15 protein-coding genes, 1 pseudogene and 1 riboswitch are annotated in these 25,295 nt (G+C 73.8%); of the genes and pseudogenes, 7 read left to right on the plus strand and 9 right to left on the minus strand.

What is annotated here, in order from left to right; translation table 11 throughout:
• Window positions 1-672: 672 nt before the first annotated feature.
• Complete coding sequence (locus tag ACWEN3_RS12900) at window positions 673-1,221, minus strand: MarR family winged helix-turn-helix transcriptional regulator (protein ID WP_452969327.1); 549 nt, start codon at window positions 1,219-1,221, stop codon at window positions 673-675.
• Between the two features lie 135 nt (window positions 1,222-1,356).
• Between ACWEN3_RS12900 and ACWEN3_RS12905 the strand changes: the two genes are divergently transcribed.
• Entirely contained in the window at window positions 1,357-2,622 is a 1,266-nt protein-coding gene (locus ACWEN3_RS12905) for an MFS transporter (RefSeq protein WP_452969329.1), read from the plus strand.
• A 66-nt stretch (window positions 2,623-2,688) separates the two neighbouring features.
• On the opposite strand, the gene ACWEN3_RS12910 is transcribed toward ACWEN3_RS12905, so the two are convergent.
• The 3 genes from ACWEN3_RS12910 to ACWEN3_RS12920 form a co-directional block, all read right to left on the minus strand.
• Window positions 2,689-3,492 (minus strand): class I SAM-dependent methyltransferase, encoded by an 804-nt coding sequence (locus ACWEN3_RS12910; RefSeq protein ID WP_452969296.1) that lies wholly within the window; start codon window positions 3,490-3,492, stop codon window positions 2,689-2,691.
• Window positions 3,493-3,557: 65 nt separating this feature from the next.
• On the minus strand, window positions 3,558-5,210 hold the full coding sequence (locus ACWEN3_RS12915; protein WP_452969298.1) for an ATP-binding SpoIIE family protein phosphatase: 1,653 nt from the start codon (window positions 5,208-5,210) through the stop codon (window positions 3,558-3,560).
• 130 nt (window positions 5,211-5,340) lie between these two features.
• Window positions 5,341-6,717 (minus strand): NAD(P)/FAD-dependent oxidoreductase, encoded by a 1,377-nt coding sequence (locus ACWEN3_RS12920; protein WP_452969300.1) that lies wholly within the window; start codon window positions 6,715-6,717, stop codon window positions 5,341-5,343.
• 379 nt (window positions 6,718-7,096) lie between these two features.
• Between ACWEN3_RS12920 and ACWEN3_RS12925 the strand changes: the two genes are divergently transcribed.
• Window positions 7,097-7,852 carry a TetR/AcrR family transcriptional regulator gene (locus ACWEN3_RS12925; RefSeq protein WP_452969302.1) on the plus strand — a complete coding sequence of 252 codons (756 nt, stop codon included), beginning with the start codon at window positions 7,097-7,099 and terminating at the stop codon, window positions 7,850-7,852.
• Between the two features lie 317 nt (window positions 7,853-8,169).
• Window positions 8,170-10,029 (plus strand): sigma-70 family RNA polymerase sigma factor, encoded by a 1,860-nt coding sequence (locus ACWEN3_RS12930; protein WP_452969305.1) that lies wholly within the window; start codon window positions 8,170-8,172, stop codon window positions 10,027-10,029.
• Between the two features lie 6 nt (window positions 10,030-10,035).
• On the opposite strand, the gene ACWEN3_RS12935 is transcribed toward ACWEN3_RS12930, so the two are convergent.
• Together ACWEN3_RS12935 and ACWEN3_RS12940 are read right to left on the minus strand one after the other, a co-directional pair.
• A complete protein-coding gene (locus ACWEN3_RS12935) occupies window positions 10,036-13,326 on the minus strand; it encodes a BTAD domain-containing putative transcriptional regulator (protein WP_452969308.1) in 3,291 nt (1,096 codons plus the stop codon).
• Between the two features lie 240 nt (window positions 13,327-13,566).
• Window positions 13,567-15,642, minus strand: coding sequence for an asparagine synthase-related protein (locus ACWEN3_RS12940; RefSeq protein WP_452969311.1), 2,076 nt, complete (start codon window positions 15,640-15,642; stop codon window positions 13,567-13,569).
• Window positions 15,643-16,345: 703 nt separating this feature from the next.
• On the opposite strand from ACWEN3_RS12940, the gene ACWEN3_RS12945 reads away from it, so the two are divergent.
• From ACWEN3_RS12945 to ACWEN3_RS12960, 4 genes are all read left to right on the plus strand, one after another.
• On the plus strand, window positions 16,346-17,773 hold the full coding sequence (locus tag ACWEN3_RS12945; RefSeq protein ID WP_452969313.1) for an MFS transporter: 1,428 nt from the start codon (window positions 16,346-16,348) through the stop codon (window positions 17,771-17,773).
• 91 nt (window positions 17,774-17,864) lie between these two features.
• Window positions 17,865-19,082 carry an L-2-hydroxyglutarate oxidase gene (gene lhgO, locus ACWEN3_RS12950; protein ID WP_452969316.1) on the plus strand — a complete coding sequence of 406 codons (1,218 nt, stop codon included), beginning with the start codon at window positions 17,865-17,867 and terminating at the stop codon, window positions 19,080-19,082.
• A 94-nt stretch (window positions 19,083-19,176) separates the two neighbouring features.
• Complete coding sequence (gene trmB / locus ACWEN3_RS12955) at window positions 19,177-20,061, plus strand: tRNA (guanosine(46)-N7)-methyltransferase TrmB (RefSeq protein ID WP_452969318.1); 885 nt, start codon at window positions 19,177-19,179, stop codon at window positions 20,059-20,061.
• Window positions 20,062-20,103: 42 nt separating this feature from the next.
• Entirely contained in the window at window positions 20,104-21,393 is a 1,290-nt protein-coding gene (locus ACWEN3_RS12960) for a PrsW family intramembrane metalloprotease (protein ID WP_452969320.1), read from the plus strand.
• A gap of 13 nt (window positions 21,394-21,406) precedes the next feature.
• Here the strand turns inward: ACWEN3_RS12960 and ACWEN3_RS12965 are convergent, their stop codons facing one another.
• The 3 genes and pseudogenes from ACWEN3_RS12965 to ACWEN3_RS12975 form a co-directional block, all read right to left on the minus strand.
• On the minus strand, window positions 21,407-22,351 hold the full coding sequence (locus tag ACWEN3_RS12965; protein ID WP_452969322.1) for an aldo/keto reductase: 945 nt from the start codon (window positions 22,349-22,351) through the stop codon (window positions 21,407-21,409).
• Between the two features lie 70 nt (window positions 22,352-22,421).
• Window positions 22,422-23,477, minus strand: a complete 1,056-nt coding sequence (locus ACWEN3_RS12970) for a M23 family metallopeptidase (protein WP_452969325.1) — start codon at window positions 23,475-23,477, stop codon at window positions 22,422-22,424.
• A 9-nt stretch (window positions 23,478-23,486) separates the two neighbouring features.
• A riboswitch (cyclic di-AMP (ydaO/yuaA leader) is annotated at window positions 23,487-23,653 on the minus strand.
• A gap of 234 nt (window positions 23,654-23,887) precedes the next feature.
• Window positions 23,888-25,072 (minus strand): annotated as a pseudogene (locus ACWEN3_RS12975) (PP2C family protein-serine/threonine phosphatase).
• Between the last annotated feature and the right edge of the window lie 223 nt (window positions 25,073-25,295).

The raw sequence follows: 25,295 nt of genomic DNA on the forward strand, positions 1-25,295 counted from the left end.
GCGTTCGTCCTGAGCCAGGATCAAACTCTCCGTGAATGTTTACCGGTAATCCGGTTGAACACCACGAGAGCGGTGCGAGAGGAGGAATAGTCCCCTCGCACACAGCGTCCTCGCTGTGTTATTTCAAAGGAACCTCGCCCCGATCTGACGACCGGAGACGGGGTATCAACATATCTGGCGTTGATTTTTGGCACGCTGTTGAGTTCTCAAGGAACGGTCGCTTCCTTTGTACTCACCCTCTCGGGCTTTCCTCCGGGCTTCCCTTCGGTGTTTCCGACTCTATCAGATCTTTTCTCGATCCGATTTCCTCGGTGCTTTCCAGGTTCCCGCTCTCGCGTTTCCCTTTCCGGCGGTTCCGACTCTATCAGATCCTTTCGGGCCTGACCCCCAGTCAGCGGGGCTTGTCCTCCCGGCCGTTGGGCCGTTCCGACGTCTCAAACCCTAGCGGATCCGTCCAGCGATTCCCAATCGGGCCGCCGAGTCCCTATTCGAATTGAATTCGGGCACGCCGAAAACAACCCCGTTGGGAGATCGTGCTTGTGGTGTGAGGGTGCCGCTCGAAGCGGCTGAGGTGCTGCCGCAGAAGCGTTACGGCTCCGTGGCAACCCGAAGAACTTTACGGACGGACGATGGGCGTGTCAACCCACCCTGTCAAGATTTTTTCCGTCGGTCTCAGTCGAGGTCGCTGAGGCGGCCGCCGGCGTCCGGCTGGGCGTGCTCCACCCTGCGCAGGAGCCTGGTCAGGACCTCGCCGAGCACCGCACGCTCGGCCGGCGTGAGGTCCTGGAGCAGGTCCTCCTCGAACACGGTCGCCAGGCGCATTGCCTCCAGCCACTTCTCTCGCCCCTCCGGGGTCAGCTCGACGATGACCCTCACTCGGTTGGACTCGTCCCGCTCACGGGTCACCAGTCCTTCGGAGACCATGCGGTCGATCCGGTGGGTCATGGCGGCCGGCGTGAGACCGAGGCGCTTCGCGAGGTCGCTGGGGCCCATGCGGTACGGGGCACCGGAGAGCACGAGGGCCTTGAGGACCTCCCACTCGGCGTTGCTGATGCCGAGGCCGGAGGTCTGGCGGCCGTAGGCGACGTTCATCCGGCGGTTCAGCCGGGACAGCGCCGACACGATCTTCTCGACCTGCGGGTCGAGGTCCTGGAACTCGCGCTGGTAGGCGGCGATCTGTTCTTCGAGCGTCGGCTCGGCGACGTCCGGGGTGTCGGCCATGGGCGCCAGTATCGCACGCAGTCCCTTTGCCTTGAAGTCCTTCACTGTGTACTCTTTAGCTTCGAACTTTAGCTTTGAAGTCTTCAGGGCTAACTACTGAGAGAGGTGAACGTGACCAGGGCGAGGGGCGCAGCGATGCGCCGGATCCACGTGGGCAACGCACTCAGCGCTTTCGGGCTCGGCTTCACGGTCCCCTACCTGTATGTCTATGTGGCGCAGGTGCGGGGCCTGGGAGCCATGACGGCGGGACTCGTGCTCGCCGTCTTCGCCGTGGCCGCGCTGATCGTGCTGCCGTTCGCCGGCCGGGCGATCGTGCGGCGCGGCCCGCTGCCGGTCCTGCTCGCCGCCCTGGTCGCCGCCGCGCTCGGGGCGCTGGGCCTGGGACTCGCGGGCAGTGCGGCGGCCGTACTGGCGGCCGCGGTCGCGCTCGGTGCCGGGCAGGCCGTGATGCAGCCGGCGCTGGCGACGATGATCGTGGACTGCTCGACGGCCGACACCCGCTCGCGGGCGTTCGCGACGCAGTTCTTCCTGCAGAACCTGGGGCTCGGGATAGGCGGCCTCATCGGCGGTCACCTGGTCGACACCACGCGCGTGTCGTCGTTCACCCTGCTGTTCGCGATCGAGGCGGCGGTGTTCCTGCTGCTGGTCGTGGTGATGTCGACGGTGCGGATGCCGCACTCGCCGCGGATCGAGGGCGCGCCCGCGCGGTCGTCGAAGGGCGGCTGGAAGCAGCTGCTCGGCAACCGGGCGATGGTGCAGCTGTGTGTGCTGGGCTTCGTGCTCTTCTTCGCCTGCTACGGGCAGTTCGAGTCGGGGCTGAGCGCGTACGGCGTGGAGGCCGCCGGGATATCCACCTCCGCGCTGGGCACGGCGCTGGCCGCGAACACGCTGATGATCGTGGTCGCGCAGTTCGCCGTGCTGAGGTTCGTGGAGCGGCGCCGGCGCTCGCGGGTGATCGCCGCGGTGGGTCTCATCTGGGCCGTGGCCTGGCTGGCCGCCGGGTACGCGGGGCTGGGGCACGGCAGCCGGGAGATGGCCACGGCCGCCTTCGTGTCGACGTACGCGCTGTTCGGGCTGGGCGAGGCGATGCTGTCGCCGACGGTCGCCCCGCTGGTCGCCGATCTGGCGCCGGAGGGCATGGCCGGGCAGTACAACTCGGCGTTCGCGCTGGTCAAGCAGCTCGCGCTGGCCGTCGGTCCGGCGGTCGGCGGGCCCCTGGGGGCCTCGCTGCACGGGCCGTACATCGTGACCTTCCTGCTGTTCTCGCTGGGGATCACCTGTCTGGCGCTGCGGCTCGGCCGGGGGCTCACCCCCGTGCAGGACCGGCCGTGGACGGCGCGCGGCAGCCGTGTGGTCACGCACGGCGGGGCGCCCGCGGAGCCGGTGGCCGCGGAGGCGTGAGCCCCGCCGGTCCGCGACGGCCGTCACCTCCGGGTGGCGGCCGTCGTCGTATGCCGGCCGGGGGTGTCAGCGGGTCGCCGTGACCAGGAGTGCGGTGAAGGGGAGCGTGGCCGTGCCGTCGGCGGCGGTGTGCCCGGCGAGCTCGTCGCGGACCAGCCGGGCCGCCCGGGTGAGGGCCTCCGTGCCGCCGGCCTGCTTGACCAGGCTGCCCCAGAGGGCGGACAGGTGGTCGTAGGCGTAGGTGTCCAGCGGGGGCAGGGCGATGGCGAACGTGACCTCGCGGTGGGCGGTGTCGCGGTAGCCGGCCGCGCGCAGGGCGGTGGTGAGCTGCTCGGCGGTGCGGGTGAACGCCCGCGCGAAGTGGCCGGGGGTCTCCGGGCCGCCGTACTCCTGAAGGGCGACCTGCTCGGCGAGGAAGTAGGGCTGGCGTTCGACGGGGGCCCAGACGGTGGCGGCGAAGCGGCCGTCCGGCCGGGTGACGCGGGCCGCCTCGGTGAGGGCGGCGGTCAGGTCGGGGAAGAACTGGGCGCCCTGCTGGCAGACGACCGCGTCGAAGACGGCGGTGTCGTAGGGGAGGCGGTCGGCGGGGGCCGCGGTGAATTCGATGTCCGGGTAGAGGCGCGGGTGGCGATCCCGGGCGACCCTGATCATGCCCTCGTCGATGTCGGCGCCGAAGACCCGTCCGGTGGGGCCGACCAGGGGGGCGGCCGCGTGGGCGACGAAGCCCGTGCCGCAGGCGAGGTCCAGGACGGCGTCCCCGGGGCCGAGGTCCACCGCGTCCAGCAGCTCGGCCACGAACGGGCCCATGATCGGGGCGCTCTGGACGTCGTACCCCTCTGGGCCTTCGTTGCTGCGGTGTGTGTCTGCCATGGGGGAGCTTCTCACACCGGGCGCGGTGTCCGGGCGGGTGCCGCGCGGGCGGCCGGGGCCGCGGGTCATGGTCTCGCCCTGGGGAGGACGAACTCGCACCACACCGCCTTGCCGCCGCCGGGGGTGCGGCGGCAGCCCCAGTTCGAGGCGATCGTCGCCACGATCGCGATGCCCCGGCCGGACTCGTCGCCCGGTTCGGCTCGGCGGCGCCGGGGCAGGTGGTCGTCGCCGTCGGTGACCTCGACGATGAGCCTGCGGTCGGTGCGGCGGAGTCTGAGACGCATGGGCGGGGTGCCGTGCTGGAGGCTGTTGGCGACCAGCTCGCTGGTGGCGAGGACGCCGAGGTCGTGCAGTTCGGCGGGGAAACGCCAGCTGGTGAGGACGCCGGAGGCGAAGGCACGCGCGCGCGGGGCCGCCTCGACACCGCCGAGGAGTTCCAGGGCCGCGTTGCGGAAGAGGTCGCCGTCGGGACCCGTGCGCGCCGGGTGCTGGAGGACCAGGACGGCCACGTCGTCGTCGTGGTCGGCGGTGACGCCGGCCGAGCGGACGAGGCGGTCGCAGACGACCTGCGGGGTGCCGGTGGCGCCGGCGAGGGCGCCCTCCAGCGCGGCGATGCCCTCGTCCAGGTCCTCGTCCCTGCGCTCGACCAGGCCGTCCGTGTAGAGGACGGCGGTGGCGCCGGGGCCGAGGGCGATGGAACCGGAGGAGTGCATCCAGCCGCCGGTGCCGAGCGGCGGGCCGGTGGGCTCGTCGGCGCGGGAGACCGTGCCGTTCTCGTCGCGGACGAGGATCGGCAGGTGCCCGGCGGAGGCGTACACCAGCCGGCCCTCGGTGGGGTCGTGGACGGCGTAGACGCAGGTGGCGATCTGGTTGGCGTCGATCTCGGTGGCGAGGCCGTCGAGGAGCTGGAGCACCTCGTGCGGGGGCAGGTCCAGGCGGGCGTAGGCGCGGACGGCCGTGCGGAGCTGGCCCATGACGGCCGCGGCGCGCACGCCCCGGCCCATCACGTCGCCGATGACCAGGGCGGTGCGGCCGCCGCCGAGGGTGATCACGTCGTACCAGTCGCCGCCGACCGCGGCCTCGGTGCCGCCGGGCTGGTAGGTGGCGGCGATGCGCAGGTCGTCGGGCTGCTCCAGCTCCTGGGGGAGCAGCGAGCGTTGTAGGGTCACCGCCGTCTCGCGCTGGCGGCGCTCGCTGGCGCGCAGGCGCTCGGCGGCCTCGGCGTGGTCGGTGACGTCGGTCGCGAAGACCAGCACGCCGCCGTCGCGGTCGCCGTCCTCGGCGACGGGGGTGCAGGTGAAGGTGTACGAGCGGCCGTCCACCGCCCTGCGGGACTTCAGGGTGCGGGGCTTGCCGCTGCGCAGCACCTGGTCGAGGAGCGGGAGCAGGCCCAGCTCGGCGAGTTCGGGCAGCGCCTCGCGGGCCGGCGCGTCCGTGGGGCGGGTGCCGAAGGCGGCGGTGTAGGCGTCGTTGACGTAGGCGATGCGGTGGTCGGGGCCGTGGACGAGGGCGACCAGGGCCGGGACGCGGTCCAGGACGTCGCGCGCGGGCAGTTCGTCGACGGCGGGCACCGGCGAGGTGCCGTCGGCCGGCTGTTCGGCGCGGGCCGCGGGGACGGAGCCTTCCCCCCGCCGGTCCGGGGAGGCCGGGGGCTCGGTCCGCGCGGCGGCGCGGCGCTGCGTTCCGGGGAGCCGGGCGCTCCAGCGCGTGAAGTTCACTGTGGGGAAAGCCTCGTGGGTGCTGAGGGCGGGCGGGTGACCCGTCCGAGGACGTGGGCAGTCTGGCAGGAAGCGGGCCGCGGCGACATCCGTCAGACGCCTGAGCGGTCCGTGGAGTTCCTCGGTCCGGTCAGGACGACTCCTTCGGGTCGTCCGAGGGGCTGTGAGGAGGCTTTCCACCGGCCGCGAGTTCGAACTCGGCTCGCGGGTGTTCGAGTGAACCGAGCGAGACGATCTCCCGTTTGAAGAGCCCGGCGAGGGTCCATTCCGCGAGGACCCTCGCCTTGCGGTTGAAGGTGGGCACCCTGCTGAGGTGGTAGACGCGGTGCATGAACCAGGCAGGGTAGCCCTTCAGCCTGCGCCCGTAGACCTGGGCGACGCCCTTGTGGAAGCCGAGGGAGGCGACCGAGCCGACGTACCGGTGCGCGTAGGTCTCCAGCGGTTCGCCGCGCAGTGCGTGCGCGATGTTGTCGCCGAGGACCCTGGCCTGGCGGACGGCGTGCTGGGCGTTGGGGGCGGTCTCGGTGCCGGGTTCGGCGGCCGTGACGTCGGGTACGGCGGCCGCGTCGCCCGCCGCCCAGGCGTGTTCGGCGCCGTCGACGGTCAGCTCGGCGGTGCACTTCAGACGGCCGCGGCCGGTGAGCGGCAGGTCGGTGGCGGCGAGCAGCGGGTGGGGCTTGACGCCGGCGGTCCACACGACCGTACGGGTCGGGAAGCGCTGGCCGTCGCTGAGCACGGCGACCCGGTCGGCGCAGGACTCCAGGCGGGTGTCCAGCAGCACCTGGATGTTGCGGCGGCGCAGCTGGGTCACGGTGTAGCGGCCCATCTCCTCGCCGACCTCGGGGAGGATGCGGTCGGTGGCCTCCACGAGGATCCACTTCATGTCCTCGGCGCGGACGTTGTGGTAGTAGCGCGCGGCGTAGCGGGCCATGTTCTCCAGTTCGCCGAGCGCCTCCACGCCCGCGTAGCCGCCGCCGACGAAGACGAAGGTGAGGGCGGCGTCGCGGATGGCGGGGTCGCGGGTGGAGGAGGCGATGTCCATCTGCTCGATGACGTGGTTGCGCAGCCCGATGGCCTCCTCGACGGTCTTGAAGCCGATGCCGTACTCGGCGAGGCCGGGGATGGGCAGGGCGCGGGAGATGGAGCCGGGGGCGAGCACGAGTTCGTCGTAGCCGAGCAGTTCGGCGGCCCGGCCCTCCTCCTCGGTGGCGAGGGTGGTGACGGCGGCGGTGCGCACCGCGTGGTCGATGGAGGTCACCTCGCCCGTGACGACATGGCAGTGGTCCAGAACGCGACGCAGCGGTACGACGACATGACGAGGGGAAATCGAACCCGCGGCCGCTTCGGGCAGGAACGGCTGGTACGTCATGTAGGGGTCGGGGGTGACGACGGTGATCTCGACCTCACCCCGCCCGAGCTCGGCCTTCAGCTTCCGCTGGAGACGCAGGGCCGTGTACATCCCGACGTAGCCGCCGCCGACAACCAGAATGCGCGCACGTTCCTTCACCGTCCCATGACGCACCCGGCGCTGTTGTTTGTCCACAGCCCCGACAATTTGTGTGACCGGCGGCCGGGTGTGCGCCGGGCCGGGCGCGGTGTTCGGACGGGACGAAAGGGGGCAGGTCAGCGGGGGCGGACGAGAGGGAACGAAGGTGGGGAATCGGGACGTACATGACCCGTACTCCGATCGGGGGGCGCACTGTGCGGAACCTGCCCCTTCTGAATTGACTGCCTCTCAACTATGTTCGTGTGTCGACGGGGTGTAGGGATTGTGGTCGAGCGGGTGCCGCGACGGGCGGACCCGGTAGCGATCGGTGTTACTTCCGCGCACTCCGGAATCAGTGGCGGGGAGTCTCCGGGGGGAGACGTCATTACCGGGGGAAAGCATGCATGTTCAGGACACGCATTGGTCATCCGCAACCGCCGTCGCGACCGGTGGCGGGGCGATGAGCCCGGCGGCGGGCAACGGACGCGCGGACGGGCCGCGTACGACGCCGCTGCGGGTGGACGCACAGCGCAATCTGGAGCACGTGCTGCGTGCGGCGCGTGAGGTGTTCGGCGAGCTGGGGTACGGCGCGCCGATGGAGGACGTGGCGCGGCGCGCGCGGGTCGGGGTCGGCACGGTGTACCGGCGCTTTCCCAGCAAGGACGTGCTGGTCCGCCGGATAGCCGAGGAGGAGACCGCGCGGCTGACCGAGCAGGCGCGGACCGCGCTGGGGCAGGAGGACGAGCCGTGGTCGGCGCTGTCCCGGTTCCTGCGGACGTCTGTCGCGTCGGGGGCGGGGCGGTTGCTGCCGCCGCAGGTGCTGCGGGTCGGCTCCGCCGGCCCGGCGGGTGCCGCCGAGGAGGCCCGGGTGCCGCAGCAGCGGGTGCAGCCCGCCGCCGGTGAGCTGCGGCTGGTGTCCGAGGAGCCTGTGGTGCCGTCCGACACCAGCGGGGTCGGGGCGCTGCTCGAGGTGGTCGGGCAGCTGGTGGAGCGGGCCCGGGCGGCGGGTGAGTTGCGGCCGGACGTGTCCGTGTCCGACGTGCTGCTGGTGATCGCCACGGCGGCGCCGTCCCTGCCGGATGCCGCGCAGCAGGCGGCGGCGTCCGCGCGGCTGCTGGACATCCTCCTGGAGGGCCTGCGGTCGCGTCCCGCGTAGCGGCCGGACCCACGAGGGGATCTCGTTCCCACCCGCATCCCGAGCGGCTCTGCCCTGCCGTTCGGGGTGCGGGTGGCCCTTGCGGGCCGCGTCCGGCGCCGGGAGCTTGCGGGGCTCGGCGGGCACTCCACCGTCGGCGGCCTACCACCGTGCCGATTCACGGGAGTTGGCTCGCTCGGCCGGGTGGTGTTCGGGGCTGTTCGTGGGGGTGTGCTCGGATGGGTGACAGGATGTCCGATGGGTCCTTGAAGAATAGACAATGTGGCAGTCTGAGCCCGTGACGGGTTGGGCTGGGCCGGTGTCGGGGGCTTTCCGCGATGGGCGTTGACGGGTGGGGCGGGTCACGCGGTGACGACGACACGGAGGCCGTGGGCCTGAGCTCGCCGCGGGTGCCCGGTCAGGGTGGTCGGGCGGAGCCGGAGCGCGGCCCGGCCGGCCGGAGCGTGCCGGCCCAGCGCGAGGGCGGCCTTCTGCCGCCGGCGCGGGAGGTGCCGCCCGGCGACGGCGAGCTGATCGAGCGTATGCGGGGCGGCGACGACTCCGCGTACGTGGCGCTGTACCGGCGGCACGCCGACGCGGTGCGGCGCTATGCGCGCACCTGCTGCCGCGACGGGCACACCGCCGACGACCTCGCCGCCGAGGTCTTCGCCCGCATGCTCCAGGCGGTGCGCGGCGGTTCGGGGCCCGAGCACGCCGTGCGGGCCTATCTGCTGACCTCGGTACGGCGCGTCGCCGCGCACTGGGCCAGGTCCTCCCGGCGGGAACAACTCGTCGACGACTTCGTCGCCTTCGCCCAGCGGTCCGCCTGGGCGCCGGAGGTCTCCGACGGCGGCAGCCTCGACCCGGGCGCCGATGTCCGCGCCCTGCACGAGGCCGAGCAGTCCATGGCCATGCGGGCCTTCCGCTCCCTGCCCGAGCGCTGGCAGGCCGTGCTGTGGCACACCGAGGTGGAGGACGAGTCCCCGAGCGAGGTGGCCGTTCTCTTCGGGCTGGACGCCAACGGCACACGCGTGCTCGCCAGCCGCGCGCGTGAGGGGCTGAAGCAGGCCTACCTCCAGGCCCACGTGAGCGCCGCCCTCACCGGCGACGAGGAGTGCGCCCGCTACGCCGACCAGCTCGGCACCTACGCCCGCCGCAAGCTCCGCGTCCGCGCCGAGCGGGGCCTGCGCAAGCACCTGGAGGAGTGCGCCGGGTGCCGGCTTGCGGCCGCGCAGCTCGATGAGGTCGCGAGCGGCATCCCGGGGGTCGTCCCGGTCGCGGTCCTCGGCTGGTTCGGGGCCGCGGGATACGCCAAGGCGCTCGGCATCGTGGCCGGCAGCGCCGGGGCCGGGGCCGCGGGTGCCGCCGCGGCCGGCGGGTCCTCCGGTGGGGCCGGCGGTGCCGCCGCCGCGGAGGGGCTCGCGGCACCGGTGAAGGTGGGCATCGCGGCCGGTGTCGTCGCGGTCGCCGCCGCCGTGGTGGCCCTCGCCCTGGTGGACCACGGCCAGCCGGCGAGGGAGGCCGCCGAGCCCTCGCCGTCCGCGCCGCTCGTACGGCCGCAGCCCCCGAGGCCCACCCCGCCGAGGCGGAAGCCCACGCCCGAGCCGGTGGCGCTCGCCCCCCGGCCGGCCCCCACGCCCAGCCCGGCCCCGACGGCCACACCGGCTCCGCAGCCCACGCGGAAGCCGAAGCCGGCGCCCACCCCCGCCCCGGAGCCCAGCCCCAGGCCGACTCCCACGCCGACCCCGACGCCGCCCGCCGCGGTGGTCTACGAGTTGAGCGACCTGCGCTACGACGTCGAGGGCGACGGCACCCGGCCCGAGATCGCGCTGGGCGAGAGCAGCTGGGTGTGGCAGCGCCACGGCATGTCGATCGACGGCAAGCGGTACGCGCGCGGGGCGACCGTCCACGGCGGCTCCTTCGTCACGATCGCCCTCAACCGGCAGTGCACCGCCTACGACGCGCTGGCCGGTGTGGACGACATGACCCTCGGCCTCGGCAAGGTCTCCTTCTCCGTCTACGCCGACGGGGTCCGGCTGTGGCAGTCCGGGAAGGTCGACGGCCGGGACCCGGCCGTCCCCGTCCATGTGGACCTCACCGGGCGCAAGGCCGTACGGCTCGTCGTGGCTCCGCACCGCGGCGCCTCCGGCCGGGTCGCGCTCGCGGACTGGGCGGGGTCCCGGTTCACCTGCCGGTAGCCGGCCCTAGCCTTGCTCGCCGGTGGGCGTCCTCGCCCCGAGCTCCCGCAGGACGTCCGCCACGCCGTAGGACGCGCCGCGGGTGCGCTCGGCCGCGTAGCGGTCGGCGGGCAGGGCCGCGCGGGCGCCGGCCAGCACGCGGTCGGCCTCGCCACGCTCCGGCTCGGAGCGCGGACGGCCGTCGCGCCAGCGGTCGGACGCCTCGTACAGGCGGACCGCGCCCGGCAGGTCGCCGAGCCGGGCCAGCAGGCCGGCCGCGACGTCCACGAGTCCCCCGGTGATCGACTCCGCGCAGTGCTGCTCCACCGCCTGCCGCAGCGCCTCGGCCAGGATCGGCAGGCCGTGCTCCGGGCCCGACTCCGTGGCCACCAGCAGTGCCTCGACCATCCGCAGCATTGCCGCGAACTGCGGCGGCGGGGTGCCTCCCCGGGCGACCGCGCAGGTCTCCTCGTACAACTCCCGGGCCTCGGCGGTCCGCCCGTCGTGCACCGCGATGTGGGCGCGCATCAGCAGCACGAAGCCCCGCGCCTCCGCCACCCCGTACCGGTCGGCGGCCGTGCCCGCCGCGTCGAGGTCGGCCAGCGCGGTCTCCCGGTCGCCGGAGCGGTAGGCGATCTCGGCGAGCCGTGCCATCAGGAACGGCGACTCCGCGTAGGCGCCCACCTCGTAGGCGAGCCGCAGCGCCTCCTCGTACTCGCCGCGCGCCTCGTCGAACCGGCCGCGTGCCATGGCCGCCTCGCCGGCCGCGCTGCACACCTGCGCCCGCATCCAGCGGTCCCCGACCCGGCGGCTGAGCACCCGCAGCTCGGCCAGGTCCTCGTCCACGCCCCGCAGATTGCCCGGGGAGTCGACGATCACATGGGTGCGGTACATCAGCGTGACCGCGACCTCCCAGTCGCCTCCGTAGGCACGGCAGTTGGCGACGGCGGCGGCCATGTCGGGGACGACGGCCGCCGCGCCGCCCAGGTGGTAGCCGGTCAGCGGCCAGACGATGCCCGGGAGCCGGGCGGCCTGCGGTCCGCCGTGCTCGTACGCCTCCCGCACGCGCGCGAGGTACCGCGCGGCCCGGTCACCGGCGGCGAGGTTCTCCGTGTTCGACTCGGCCGTCAGGAACAGGTCGAGCATCCGCAGGTCCATGCGCAGTTCCCGCAGCGGATGCCGGGCCTCGCCGTCGGGAGCGGCGAGCAGGGCGCCGACCGGGTCGGCCGACTCCAGCAGTGCCGCCAGGTCCCCGTCGCCGTCCCCGGCCGCCTGGGTGTCCAAGGCCACGCCGAGGCGCAGGACCAGGCGCGCCCAGGTCACCGCCTCCTGGCGGTAGTTGCGCAGCCACCAGAACCAGCCCATGGCCAGGACGATCGCGCCCGCCTCCGACTCGTCCCCGGTGCGCACGGCGCGGTCCAGGGCCGCCCGGATGTTGTCCAGTTCCGTCTCCAGGCGGGAGATCCAGGGAAGCTGGCCGGCGGAGCGCAGGCACGGCTCGGCCTCCACGACCAGCGCGCGCACCCAGGCGCGATGGCGGCGCTCGGCGGTGGCGCGCAGCTCGGGGGCCTCGGCCGCGCGCTCGGTGGCGTACTCGTGGATGGTCTCCAGCATCCGGTAGCGCATGCCGCCGGAAGCCCCGGGGCCGTCCGGGGCGGCCACGACCAGGGACTTGTCGACCAGCGCCCCGACGAGGTCCGCCGCCGGGCCGGAGCACACGGCCTCGGCGGCGGCGAGGTCCCAGCCGCCGGCGAAGACCGACGCCTCGCGCAGCACCGTGCGCTCGCGCTCGTCCAGCAGCTCCCAGGACCAGTCGACGACCGCGCGCAGGGTCTGCTGACGGGGCAGGACCGTGCGGCTGCCGGAGGTGAGCAGGCGGAAGCGGTCGTCGAGCCGGTCGGCGATCTGGCGCGGGGTCAGCAGTCTGAGCCGGGCCGCGGCCAGTTCGATGGCGAGCGGCAGCCCGTCCAGGCGGCGGCAGATCTCCGCCACGGCCGCGGTGTCGCGGAGCACCGCGTCGGCGCCGGGACGGACGGCCTTCGCGCGCTCGGCGAAGAGGCGGTGCGCCTGCTCCGGGGCGAGGGGCTCGACCGGGCGCACCGACTCACCGGGGACGCCCAGGGGTTCACGGCTGGTCGCGAGGATCGTGAGCCCGGGGCAGTGGGTGAGGAGGGTCTCGGCGAGGGCGGCGGCCGCGCCGATGACGTGTTCGCAGTTGTCAAGGATCAGGAGCCGGCTGCGCGCGGCGCAGTGCTCGATCAGCAGGGCCGTGGGGTCGGCCTGCGGGGTCGCCAGGTCGGTGCTCAGGAGCACGGTCTCGCGCAGACCGAGCGCGCTGACCACCGCGCCGGGCACCGCCTCCGGATGGTCGAGCGGGGCCAGCTCGACCAGCCAGGCCGGGGAGAGGGCCGCGGCGGCCTCCTCGGCGAGGCGGGTCTTTCCCGAGCCGCCCGGTCCGGTGAGCGTGACCAGGCGGGCCCTGTGCAAGTCGGAACGAACGGCTTCGAGTTCCGGTTCCCGCCCGACGAAGGACGTCAGACGGGGGCGGAGGTTGCCCGTCCGCTCCTGGGGCCGGGCGGGCGCCGGGGCGATGGGGGGCGTCTCCTGCTTCAGCAACGAGGAGTGCAGGGCCCGCAGTTCCCGGCCCGGGTCGGTGCCGAGGGTGTCGGCGAGGGTGCGGCGGGCGGACTCGTAGGCGGCGAGGGCGTCGGCGGGGCGGCCGGTGTCGCGCAGGGCGCGGATGAGCAGGGCGTGCAGCGGCTCGTCGTAGGGGTGGGCCGCGGTGAGTTCCTTCAGGTCCGGTACGACGTCCTGGGCGCGGCCCAGGTCGAGAGCGGCGGCGGCGCGGGCGCGGGTCGCCTCCAGGCGCAGGGCCTCGAAGCGGGTGGCCGCGGTGCGGTCGGGGAGGTCGGCGAGGGCCGGGCCGTGCCAGTGGCCGAGGGCCTCGGTGAGGGTGCGGTGGGCGGTGGCCGGGTCGCCGTCGGCGAGGGCCTTGGTGCCGGTGTGGGCGAGGCGTTCGAAGACGTACAGGTCGACGTCGTCCTCGGTGGCGGTGAGGCGGTAGCCGCCGGGGGTGGAGGCGATGGTGTCCCTGCCGAGGGCGCGGCGGAGCCGGCCGACGAGGGCCTGGAGGGCGGCGGGGGCGTCCTGGGGCGGGTCGGCCGCCCAGACCTCGTCGATGAGGGTCTCGGGGGCGGCGGTGCGGCCGGGGCGCAGGGCCAGGGCGGCGAGCAGCGTGCGCAGCCGGGGGCCGCCGACGGGTACGGGGGTGCCCTGGTCGTCCGTCACTTGGGTTACGCCCAGGATTCTGTACCGCACCTGGTCATTGTGGCGGGGGGCCGGGAGCGGGTCGACGGGGTTTGACTCGGCGCCGCTCCGTCGGCGCGTGGTGCGGGGGCCGGGCGGGATCGGTACCGGGGCTGGGCGGCGATCGGAGCCGGGCGGGATCTGGGGCTGCCCGCCGCGAGGTGCGAGCGGCGCCTCCCCCGCTCTCGGCTTCTCCCCCGCCCACCGCGTGCAACGCAGCCGACCGCGCCCCCTAACCCCAGCGGGGCATCCTCACGCGCCCGAGGCCAGCGCGTCCCTCCTCGGCTGGATTCCGGACGGCACCGCACGCGCGCGTGCCGGGGTGCCGGTCCAGCAGGTGCCCCGGCGGGAGAGGAGGCGGCGGAGCCAGAGTTCGAGGGAGACCAGTTCGGCGAGGCCGTCCAGGGGGAGGGGGTCGCCGGCCGCGGCGGAGCGGACGGCCTTGCGGATCACCCGCGCCTCCACGAGGCCCGCGTCCGCCAGGAGAGGGCTGGAGAAGAGGTCCAGGAGGGGGTCGGCGGCCATGCGCAGGCCCGCGCGCGCGGCGGCCGCGGAGGAGGCGTGGGAGGGGGCGCCCCAGCCGGGCGGGAGGTCGGTGACGCCGGCGCCCTCCAGGACCGTACGGAGGATGGCGGCCCGGGCGCCGGGCTGGACGCGCAGCGCCTCGGGGAGTTCGCGGCAGGCGCGCACGACCTGGTTGTCGAGGAAGGGCGCGTGCAGACGCTGGGAGCGGATCTCGGCGGCCTGTTCCAGGACACGCAGGTCGGCGGCGTAGCGGGCGAGCGCGGCACGCGCGCGATGGTCGCCGGGCCGCTGGGCGCCCGTGCCGGAGCGGTCCGCGGCGCTCCCCAGCAGAACCGATACTTCAGCCAGTGCCTCCCCCGTCAGCCAGCGGGCCGCCGGCCCGGGTCTGGCCCAGGTCAGCGCGGCGAGGGACGCGCCGACCGCTCCCTTGGGCTCGTCGAACCGGCGCCGCATCAGCCGCTCGGCCAGCGCCTCCAGCCCCGTCCGGTAGGGGGTGCGGGCGAGCCGTCTGGCCGCGCCGTACACGCGCGCGGGGACCATCACCGAGCCGTCGGCACGCGCGAGGGCGGCGACCGGCCGGACCAGATGGCGCCGCCGGCGGTCCATGAGGAGGTCGGCGAGGCGGGCGGGGTGGGCGTCGAGGACCTGGCGGGCGCCGTGCCCGGTGAAGTGGTCGGCGCTGCCGGCGGCGAGCCGGGCGCGGTGGGAGGCCGCGGAGGCCAGCGAGGGTCCCGGTTCGTCGGTGAGGGGGCCGTCGAGGTCGGCGTAGGGCAGGACGTCCTCGCCGCCGGTGACCACCACGTGGTGCAGGCGCGGGTTGGCGGCGAGCGTGCCGGCGCGTTCGAGCTCGGCCTCCCGGCCGCCCACGGCGAGGTCGTTGAAGGTGACGGCGAGGAGCCGTTCGCCCGCGCCCGTGCCGTGGCCGAGGAGGGTGCCGGGTCTGCCGGGCAGCCCGGCGGCCAGCAGCGCGAGGGTGCCGGAGGCCGGCCCGCCGGACAGGTCGGCGCCGATGCCGGGCACCGGCATCCCGCGCCGGGCCCGCCGCTCGGCGGGGCCCATCCCGGGCACCGGCCCGGGGTCGAGGTCGGGCACGTGCCGGGGGGCCGACAGCCGGGTGCGGACCGCCTCGACGAGGGCGTCCCGTACGGCGTCCACGGCGCGGTCGGGGTCGGCCGGGGGCGCGGCCACGGCGAGGGAGGCGACCTGCTCGTACCCGGCGATCTCCCGCGCCCCGGCGCGCAGCACCAGCGCGTGCCCCGGCGGAATCCGCCGTACCCCCTCGTAGGGGGTGGTGTCGCGCAGCGCCGCCGGCACGTCGGGGGCGGCGAGCAGGGCGGCCAGGTGGCCGAAGTCGAGGTTGGCCTCGATGAGGTCGGCCAGGGGCAGCGCGGCGGTGGCGTAGGCCGTGCCGCCGGCCCAGGGGGTGTGGAACACCGGGCGCGCGCCCGCGAGGTCGCCGCAGACGGTGATGCGGCGGCCCACCTGGACGACGGCCGTGTAGCTGCCGGGCCAGTTCGTCAGATGGCGCAGCGCGCCCCCGCGCGCGGTGAACAGGCCGCGCCGCAGCTCGTCGTCGGAGGCGCCGCAGATGCCGAGGACGGCGATCCGGTTCTCTCCGTCGGCCCGCACCACGCGCACCTCGTCCGGGCGCCAGTCGCCGACGGCCCACAGCGGATCCGGGTCGCCCCACAGGAGCTGGGAGCCGACCGGGTGCAGGGTCTCGCCGTCGTACCCCATGGCGCCCGCGGAGCCGAACCCGGCGACGCCCGCGGCGGTGCTGCTCCAACCCACCAACCACCGCATCGACGCCTCCACAGACTGTGGACAACCAGTGCACCGTACGAACCGGTTCCCCATGCTGCCATGAAGGAAGCGCTGTGGAGCGGCGGTGACACCGCCTTCGATCGTGGGACGGCAACGGAAGTTGACGAGCGGCCGGGTGCCGCGGGTCCGGACGGCTCCGGAAGGGTGCGACTCGAATGCGCCCCCGAAACGCTCCCCGAAAACGCCCTTCGCGCCCTCAAGTCGCATGGTGGGAGCGGAAATCAAGCGCATGCACCGGGGTCGATTTTCGGCCAAATGCGCGGCGGCGCGCCGGATTTGAGCACGCTCCGTACAGGCCTGGGGTGCGCGGGGCGCCGTGGGCGCGCGCACGGTCCGGGAGGCGGCCACCGCCCCCCGGACCGGTCCGCCACCCGCGGGGATGAAGGTGGCGGTGTCCCCCAGCCCACTGGATCCAGTACAGCGGGCCGACCCACGCAAGACCTATGGAACCCGCTCCGCACTTGGCCGGAGAAGAGCGCACGGACGGGCGCACGGCCACACGAGCGGGGGCACGCGGCGACAGGCCGTGCACGGTGCGTACAGGACCGCACTTCCGTACGGACCACAATCCCGCCAACCGGAACAATGCCCCTTAACGCTTGGGATGCGGCGAACTACGCTGGGTTTACGAATGCCGCGTGGTTATGCCAGCGCGGCAGCCGTCTGTGTCGAGGGGTGGCGCATGTCCAGGGAGCAACGCGGGCCGAACGAAAAGCTCGGCGCCGTTCTCGCCCTCGCGGGAATCAGCAACGCAGGACTCGCGCGACGCGTCAACGACCTTGGCGCCCAACGCGGGTTGACTCTTCGCTACGACAAGACCTCGGTGGCGCGCTGGGTGTCGAAGGGGATGGTGCCGCAGGGCGCGGCCCCGCACCTCATCGCGGCCGCCATCGGCCAGAAGCTCGGCCGCCCGGTGCCGCTCCACGAGATCGGCCTGGCGGACGCGGATCCCGCCCCCGAAGTGGGCCTCGCCTTCCCCAGAGACGTGGGACAGGCGGTGCGGTCGGCCACGGAGCTGTACCGCCTCGACCTCGCCGGCCGCCGGGCCGGCTCCGGCGGCATCTGGCAGTCCCTGGCGGGCTCGTTCGCAGTGAGCGCATACGCAACGCCCGCCTCACGATGGCTGATAACCCCCGCCGACAGCTCGGTCGCGCGGGAGACGGGCTCCGTCGAGTGCTCCGGCGCACCGATCAAAGTCGGCCACAGCGATGTGCAGAAGCTGCGGGAGGCCGCCGAGGACGCCAGGCGCTGGGACTCCAAATACGGAGGCGGCGACTGGCGTTCGTCGATGGTGCCGGAGTGCCTGCGGGTGGAGGCCGCGCCGCTGCTGCTCGGCGCCTACTCCGACGAGGTCGGCCGCGCCCTGTTCGGCGCCTCCGCCGAACTCACCCGGCTCGCCGGCTGGATGGCCTTCGACACCGGCCAGCAGGAGGCCGCGCAGCGGTACTACATCCAGGCCCTTCGGCTCGCCCGCGCGGCGGCCGACGTGCCGCTCGGGGGGTACGTGCTCGCCTCCATGTCGCTGCAGGCGACGTACCGCGGCTTCGGCGACGAGGGCGTCGACCTGGCGCAGGCCGCGCTGGAGCGCAACCGGGGCCTGGCGACCGCCCGCACCATGAGCTTCTTCCGGCTGGTCGAGGCGCGGGCCCACGCGCGCGCGGGAGACGCGCAGGCGGCGGGCGGCGCCCTGAAGGCCGCCGAGGGATGGCTGGAGCGGTCCAGGGAGGGGGACAACGACCCGACCTGGCTGGGTTTCTACGGTTACGACCGGTTCGCCGCGGACGCCGCCGAGTGCTACCGCGATCTGAAGGCGCCGCGTCAGGTCCGGCGGTTCACCGAGCAGGCGCTGTCGAAGCCGACGGAGGAGTTCGTGCGGTCGCACGGACTGCGGCTGGTCGTCTCGGCCGTCGCCGAGCTGGAGTCGGGCAACCTGGACGCCGCCTGTGAGCAGGGGGTGCGGGCCGTGGAGGTGGCCGGGCGGATCTCCTCCGCGCGCACCACGGAGTACGTGAAGGACCTGCTGCACCGGCTGGAGCCGTACGGGGACGAGCCGCGGGTGGTGGAGCTGCGGGAGCGGGCCCGGCCGCTGCTGATGATGGCCCCCGCCTGACCCGGCCGGCTCCCGCCGACCGTAGCGAACACCGCACACCGGCCGCGTTTGAAGGCGTTGTCAGTGGCGCAGTGCACTATCGAGGTGGGAGGTGGTGCAGGTGCGGGAGGGTGCGTACGACTGCGACGTGCTGGTGATCGGCGGGGGGATCGTCGGGCTGTCGACGGCGTATGCGATCACGCGGGCGGCGCCGGGTACGCGGGTGACCGTGCTGGAGAAGGAGCCGGGACCGGCCCGGCACCAGACGGGACGCAACAGCGGCGTCATCCACAGCGGGATCTACTACCGGCCCGGCTCGCTCAAGGCGCGGTACGCGGTGCGGGGCGCCGCCGAGATGGTGAAGTTCTGCGCCGAGTACGGCATCGCGCACGCCGTGACCGGCAAGCTGATCGTCGCCACCGGGCGGGAGGAGCTGCCGCGGCTCCACGCCCTCGTGCAGCGAGGCCGGGAGAACGGCATCCCGGTGCGCGAACTGGGCGCGGCGCAGATCGCCGAGTACGAGCCGGAGGTGCGCGGACTGGCCGCCATACACGTCGGCACGACCGGCGTGTGCGACTTCGTCGGGGTGGCCCGGCAGCTCGCGCGGGCGTCGGGCGCCGAGATCCGCTACGGCGCCCGGGTGGTCCGGGTCGACCGGCGGCCGGAGCGGGGCGTGGCCGTGCTCACCGCGGGCGGGGACGTCGTGCGCGGGCGGGTGCTGGTGAACTGCGCCGGGCTCCACTGCGACGAGGTGGCCCGGCTGACCGGGGACGAGCCCGGCGTGCGGATCGTGCCGTTCCGCGGGGAGTACTACGAGCTGGCGCGGCCCGAGCTGGTGCGGGGGCTGGTGTATCCGGTGCCGGACCCGGCGTTCCCGTTCCTCGGCGTGCATCTGACCCGGGGCATCGACGGCGGCGTGCACATCGGGCCGAACGCGGTGCCGGCGCTGGCCCGGGAGGGGTACGGCTGGGGGGTCGTACGCCCCCGGGAGCTGGCCGGGACGGTGGCGTGGCCGGGGTCCTGGGCGATCGCGCGGCGGCACTGGCGGTACGGCGCGGGGGAGCTGCGCCGCTCGGTGTCCAAGGGGGCGTTTCTGCACGCGGTGCGCAGGCTGCTGCCCGCGGCGGAGGCCGACGATCTGGTCCGGGCGCCCGCGGGGGTGCGGGCGCAGGCGGTGCTGCGGGACGGGACGCTGGTGGACGACTTCCTGATCCGGGAGGGGGCCCGGGCGGTGCATGTGCTCAACGCGCCGTCGCCCGCCGCCACCGCCTCGCTGCCGATCGGGCGGGAGATCGGCCGCCGGGCGCTCGGCATGCTCGGCTCGCTGTAGGCGCGGTGCCGATGCCCGCTCGGCCGGGAGAGTGGCGCCCGAGGCGGCCGCTCGGTCCGTCTGGCCGCAGGCGCGCCCTAAAATTGGGCTTACTGTGTCTGATGCGCTGAACACCCCCGAAGCCCTGCACGCGGCACCGCACGCCCACGGTGCCTCCATCCGGCATACCCGGGCCAAGGGGGAGCCCCGGTTCCCGGACGGCCCGAAGGCGGATCCCGCCGGGTCGCACTTCGAGCGGCGGATCCGCAGCTTCCAGCCGCGGCGCAGCCGGGTGACGGCCGGGCAGGCGGACGCGCTGCAGCGGCTGTGGCCCAAGTGGGGGCTGGACATCGACGGGCAGCAGGTGATCGACCTCGGCGAGCTGTTCGGGAACGACCGTCCGGTCGTCCTGGAGATCGGGTTCGGGATGGGCGAGGCCACCGCGCAGATGGCCGCCGCGGACCCCGGCACCAACGTCCTGGCGGTCGACGTGCACACCCCCGGCCAGGGCAATCTGCTCAATCTCGCCGACCGGAACGGACTGTCCAACGTCCGGGTCGGCAACGGCGACGCCATCATCCTGCTCCGGGAGATGCTGCGGCCCGACGCGCTCGACGGACTGCGGGTGTACTTCCCCGACCCCTGGCCCAAGAAGCGGCACCACAAGCGGCGGCTCATCCAGCCCGAGTTCCTCTCCCTCGCCGCGACCCGGCTCAGACCCGGCGCGATCGTGCACTGCGCGACCGACTGGGAGCCGTACGCCGAACAGATGCTCGAGGTGCTCGACGCGCATCCCGACTTCGAGAACACGCAGGCGGACGGCGGTTTCGCGCCCCGGCCCGGGTTCCGGCCGCTGACCCGTTTCGAGGGACAGGGACTGGACAAGGGACATGTGGTGAACGATCTGCTCTTCCGCCGCGTACCGCACGGGGACCGCGCCCGGATCGATCGCCCGGCCGACGACCAGGCCGATCAGCCGGTCCGTCACCAGGACCGGTAATCCGCTCCAGCCCCTCGCTCCGCCCCCGTTAGGGTCGATGCCGTGGCCACCTGTCCTCCGTATCCGACGTATCCACCGAACACCGGCGACGGTGTGCTCCACCACCCGCACTGGTGGCAGCGCCGATGGGTGCGGTACGGGGCGCTGATCACCCTGCTGGCCCTGTCCGGGCTGGTCATCCTCGCGCTGGTGCGCCGGCAGACCGGCACGGAGGGGTTCCTGGTGGGGCTCGGGCTGGCCGTGCTGCCCGTGCCCTGGCTGATAGCCGCCTTCCGCTGGCTGGACCGGGTGGCGCCCGGCCCCTGGCGGAACCTGGTCTTCGCCTTCGCCTGGGGCGCCTGTGCGGCGGCCCTCATCGCCATCGTGGCCAACAGCTTCGCGACGAAGTGGATAGCCGCCTCCACCGCGGACCCGGCGGGCGCCGACACCCTCGGCGCGACCGTGATAGCTCCGATCGTCGAGGAGTCCGCCAAGGCCGCTGCCGTGCTCCTGGTCTTCCTCTTCCGCAGACGCGACTTCACCGGGATCGTGGACGGGGTGGTGATAGCCGGGATCACCGCCACCGGCTTCGCGTTCACCGAGAACATCCTCTACCTGGGCACGGCCTTCGGGACCGACCAGCTCACCGGTGGCCAGGGCATCGCCTCCGTCACCGCCGCCACCTTCTTCGTGCGCATCGTGATGTCCCCGTTCGCGCACCCCCTGTTCACCGTCCTCACCGGCATCGGCTTCGGCGTCGCGGCGCTGTCCGCGGAACGGCAGCACGTCCGGCGGGTGCTGGTGCCGCCGTGCGGGCTGCTGCTCGCGATGAGCATGCACGCGTTCTGGAACGGCTCCTCCACCTTCGGCCCGTTCGGGTTCTTCGCCGTCTACGGCGCGTTCATGGTGCCCGTGTTCGGGCTGCTGACCTGGCTCGCGATCTGGACCCGGCAGCGGGAGCTGCGGACCGTGCGGGAGGAGCTGCCGACGTACGTCCCCGCGGGGTGGCTGGGACCCACCGAGCCGCTCGCGCTCGGCTCGATGCGGGCCCGGCGGATGGCCCGGGACTACGCCCGCCACCACGCCGGGCGGCCCGCGGCGCGGGCGGTGGCGCAGTACGAGGCGTCCGCCACCTCGCTGGCGCTGCTGCGGCAGCGGGGGCGGCGCGGGCGCGCCGGGGCCGACTTCGTCGTGCGGGAGCGGGAGCTGCTGGACGAGCTGTGGCAGCGCAGGGAGCTGGCCCGGCCGGCTCTGGAGTACGCGGCCCGCACCGCCCTGCCCGCTCCCGCGTACTGGCCGCGGTACGGGTATCCGGCGGTGCCGTATCCCGTCTACAACCCGTATCGGACGTGACCGCCGGGGCGTGTCACGCCGAAGCGCGCGTCAGGCGGTCCAGTTCCTGCTCGGTCAGCCGCAGCTCCGCGACCCCGAGGAGCGCGGGCAGCTGTTCCACCGTCCGCGCCGAGGCGATGGGGGCCGTGATCGTCGGCTGGGCGGCCAGCCAGGCGAGGGCCACGGTGGCGACCGGGGCGTCGTGGGCGGCGGCGACCTCGTCGAGGGCGGCGAGGACCCGCCGGCCGCGCTCGGAGTCCGCGTACTGCGCGGCCCGGCCGGCGCGGGCGCTGTCGACCGTCGTACCGGGGCGGTACTTGCCGGTCAGGAAGCCCGAGGCGAGGGAGTAGTAGGGGACGGCGGACAGTCCCTCGCGGGCGGCGAGGTCCTGGAGCGGGCCCTCGTAGGTGTCGCGGGAGACCAGGTTGTAGTGGGGCTGGAGGGCGACGTAGCGGGCGAGGCCCTCGCGCGCGGAGAAGTCGAGGGACTCCTGGAGCCGCTCGGCGCTGATGTTGGAGGCGGCGATGTGCCGGACCTTGCCGGCCTTCACCAGCTCGTCCAGGGCGCCGATGATCTCCTCGACCGGCACGTCGGGCTGGTCGAAGTGGGTGTAGTAGAGGTCGATGTAGTCGGTGTCCAGGCGGCGCAGGGAGGCGTCGGCGGCGGCCCCGATGTTGGCCGCGGACAGGCCCTGGTACTCGGGGTGCTGGCTGACCTTGGTGGCGATGACGACGTCGGAGCGGTTGCCGCGGGCCTTGGTCCACTTGCCGATGATCGTCTCGGACTCGCCGCCCTTGTTGCCCTCGACCCAGGCCGAATAGGCGTCGGCGGTGTCCACGAAGTTGCCGCCGGCGGCCGTGTAGGCGTCCAGGACGGCGAAGGAGGTCTCCTCGCCGGCGGTCCAGCCGAAGACGTTGCCGCCCAGGGAGAGCGGGAAGACCTCGAGGTCGGAGGAGCCGAGTTTGCGCAGAGAAGTCATGCTCTACGTCAACACCGGCAGCGGATGATCGCATTCCGCTGCCGGTGCCGGATTCCGCCGAAGGGTCCCGTCAGGGGTTGAGGCCCTTCGAGCGCAGCCACGGCGCCGGGTCGATGGCGGTGGCCTGGCCGTTCGGGTGGACCTCCAGGTGGAGATGGGGTCCGGTGACGTTGCCGGTGGCGCCGACCCGCCCGATGACCTCGCCGGTGGAGACCTTCTGGCCGACCGAGACGTTGATCGAGGACTGGTGGCAGAACCACAGCTCCGTGCCGTCGTCCAGGGTGACGACCGTGCGGTAGCCGTAGGCGCCCGCCCAGCCTGCCTGGGTGACGGTGCCGCTGTGGACGGCCTTGATGAGGGTGCCGGTGGGGGCGGCGAAGTCGAGGCCTGTGTGGTAGCCGGAGGCCCACATGGCGCCGGGCTGCCCGAAGGTGCCGGTGATCGTGTACGAGACGACCGGGAGCGTGTACTCCTTGGCCAGCTCGGCGAGCCGCTTGGCCTCGGCCGCCTTCTTGGCGTCGGCGGCCGCCTGCCGGGCGTCGGCCTCCGCCTGCTTCTTGGCGTCGGCGGCCTTGGCGGCGGCGTCCTTCTCCGCCTGGGCGGCCGTCTCGGCGGTCTGCTTCTCGCCGGCGGCGAGCGCGGCGGCGGTGGCCCTGCTGTCGGCCTGGCCCTGCTGCCTGTCGGCCTGGGCCATGATCCGGTTGCGCAGCGCCTCGCCGGCGCCGGTGCTCTTGCCGCTGTCGGTGGCCGTCCGGCCGACGTTGCTGAGCGCGGTGTCGGTCGTGGCCTTGTGCGCGTCGGAGGAGCCGCCGCCGAAGAGGTGCTCCACGGAGGACAGGTCCGGCAGGGAGATGGAGACCGGGGGCTTGCCGGTGTTGGCGCTGGCCATGCCGCCCGCGCCGACCGCGGCGATCACGCCGACGCCGAGGACGGTGGAGCTGCGCGCGAAGCCGCCGCGCTGCTTGGCGACACGGTGCCGGCCGCGGAGCGGGGCGACGGAGTCCTCGGTGGGGTTCCACTCCTCCCAGGGGCCCTCGTCGCTGGGGAAGGAGCCGTAGCCGAAGGACTCGGAGTCACGCTGAGCCGGCACGAACGGGGCTTCTGGGGCAGGGCGGTTGGACGCCACGCGGGCGTGCTCCTTTCCTTCCTCCGCCTACCGGGTTAGCTGACGGGTTCGGAGCAGGAAGGTCTCCTACGCGCGTATATCGGACGTCGGCTCACCGAGTCGACGACGGTATCCGCGTGATTCACCCCAGGGTGGTGGTTCCCCGGTTCCCTTACGGGATTCGGCGCGTGCGCACGGAGCCGCCTCTTGTGACGGCTGGGACGACCGCGCTGCGTTATCGAACGTTAATAGACCCGGCTCTCACTTTCCAAGCCGTTCCGCTTGATCATTACGGCTTTCGGCCGCGGACTTACCGGTCAGGATCCCTGCAAACCGGGCGAGTTGGCCAAGGTTCATGAGTCACGCAGGTTTTGATGGTGACTCAGATGTTATGCGGAGGGCTTCCGTCCGATCACCCTGGGTGAAGACGGTCACGGGCGTCGCACGGCCAGCAGCGCCATGTCGTCCGCCATCCCGCCGCCGGAGTGCCGCCGCACCTCCTCGGCGAGCCGGCCGAGCAGCGCGCCGGGACCGGGGAAGACCCGTCCGGCGAGCCGCCGTTCGGGGTCGTAGAACCGGCCGTGGGCGTCCCGGGCCTCGGACAGGCCGTCGGTGTACAGCAGCAGGGTGGCCCCGCCGGGGAAGCCGGCCTCCAGGGCGCGGTCGGGCCACCTGCCCAGATCGCCCATCCCGAGCGGCAGCGCGGCCTCGGGCCCGGCCAGGGTGCGCAGGGAGCCGTCGGCGTGCAGCAGCAGCGGCGGCGGGTGGCCGCGGTTGACGATCCGTACGACCCCTTCGCCGTGCGGGAGTTCGACGAGGACGGCGGTGGTGAACCCCTCGAAGGCGTCGACGACGTCCCGCCGGGTGCCCTCGCGCGCGAGGGCCCGCTCCAGCCGCTGCGCCACCGCCTCCAGGTCGGCCTACTGCTCGGCGGCCTCCCGGAACGCCCCGATCACCACGGCCACGGCGGCGACCGCACCCATGCCCTTGCCGCGCACGTCCCCGACGACCAGCCGGACGCCGTACGGGCTGTCCTGCACGGCGTACAGGTCGCCGCCGATGAACGCGTCCTGCTGGGCCGCCTCGTACCGGGCCGCGATGTCGAGGCCGGCGATCCGCGCGGCCGGCTCCGGCAGCACGGCCCGCTGGGCGGCCTCGGCGATCTCCCGGGCGGAGGCGAGCCGCCGGTCGCCGCGGCGGACCACGCGGTTGATGGCGACGGCCAGCAGGGCGACCGTGGCCACGGTGACCAGGTCGGTGACGGTGGCGACGGCCGGGTCGAGGCCCGCCTCGGCGTGCACGGCGTAGATCGCGGCGAGAGACGCGAGCCCGGTGACGAGGGTGGTGCGCAGCGAGGACAGGGGGGCGGCGATCAGCGCGGCGGCGGTGAAGAAGGGGACGGCGGTGAACTCCTTCGGGGTGAGGAGTCCGTAGAGGACGCCGCCCGCGATCAGCAGGGTGGGCAGGGCGCGGGCCACTGCGCGCGGGACCGGACGGCGGTTCTGCGGTGCGGGCGCGGGCTCGTCGCCGAGACCCGGGTCGGGCACGGGGTCGCCGGGGAGCCGGCCGCCCGCCCCGGCGTACGTGCTCTCCTCCTCCACCTCACCAGGGCGCACCGCTTGTCTCCCACATGTCCGACGTGGCTCCAGCGTGGCCGGAGCGCGGGCGGCGGGCGACCGCTGTGGACCGAGCGGATGACCTGCTGTGACGTACGCCACTCGGCCTGTCGGAGGTGGGGGAGCACGGAAAACACTCAGGGCCGGAGTCCATTGTTGGATTCCGGCCCTGAGCCTTCAGTAGCGGGGACAGGATTTGAACCTGCGACCTCTGGGTTATGAG

Source organism: Streptomyces sp. NPDC004561, from assembly GCF_053602155.1.